Source organism: Staphylococcus sp. HMSC071G07 (assembly GCF_001811435.1).
Taxonomy (GTDB): domain Bacteria; phylum Bacillota; class Bacilli; order Staphylococcales; family Staphylococcaceae; genus Staphylococcus; species Staphylococcus pettenkoferi.
In genome coordinates this window covers 1-373 of record NZ_KV804781.1, presented here as the reverse complement: position 1 = coordinate 373, position 373 = coordinate 1, and the positions used below count along the sequence as shown (strand labels likewise).

The 373-nt window shown below is 50.1% G+C and carries 3 tRNA genes; all 3 read left to right on the top strand.

The window, feature by feature from the left end:
• Nucleotides 1–59: 59 nt before the first annotated feature.
• The 3 genes from HMPREF2802_RS08795 to HMPREF2802_RS08785 all read left to right on the top strand — a co-directional run bounded on the left by HMPREF2802_RS08795 (nt 60) and on the right by HMPREF2802_RS08785 (nt 315).
• Nucleotides 60–134, top strand: a tRNA-Gly gene (locus tag HMPREF2802_RS08795).
• A gap of 7 nt (nt 135–141) precedes the next feature.
• A tRNA-Leu gene (locus HMPREF2802_RS08790) sits at nt 142–231 on the top strand.
• 10 nt (nt 232–241) lie between these two features.
• Nucleotides 242–315 (top strand) — tRNA-Arg (locus tag HMPREF2802_RS08785).
• Nucleotides 316–373 lie beyond the last annotated feature (58 nt).

Genomic DNA, 373 nt, shown 5'->3' with positions numbered 1-373 from the left:
GGGTCAGAGGTTCGAATCCTCTATGGCTCATCAGCTCATTTAAATATTTTAACTATTAAGCAGAAGTAGTTCAGCGGTAGAATACGACCTTGCCAAGGTCGGGGTCGCGGGTTCGAATCCCGTCTTCTGCTCCATTATTTTGCCGGGGTGGCGGAACTGGCAGACGCACAGGACTTAAAATCCTGCGGTGAGTTGATCACCGTACCGGTTCGATTCCGGTCCTCGGCACCATCTAAATTATGCGCCCGTAGCTCAACTGGATAGAGCGTCTGACTACGGATCAGAAGGCTATGGGTTCGACTCCTATCGGGCGCGTCACTTTTAGCAATTTAACATTATACCTCGGGAAGTAGCTCAGCTTGGTAGAGCACTT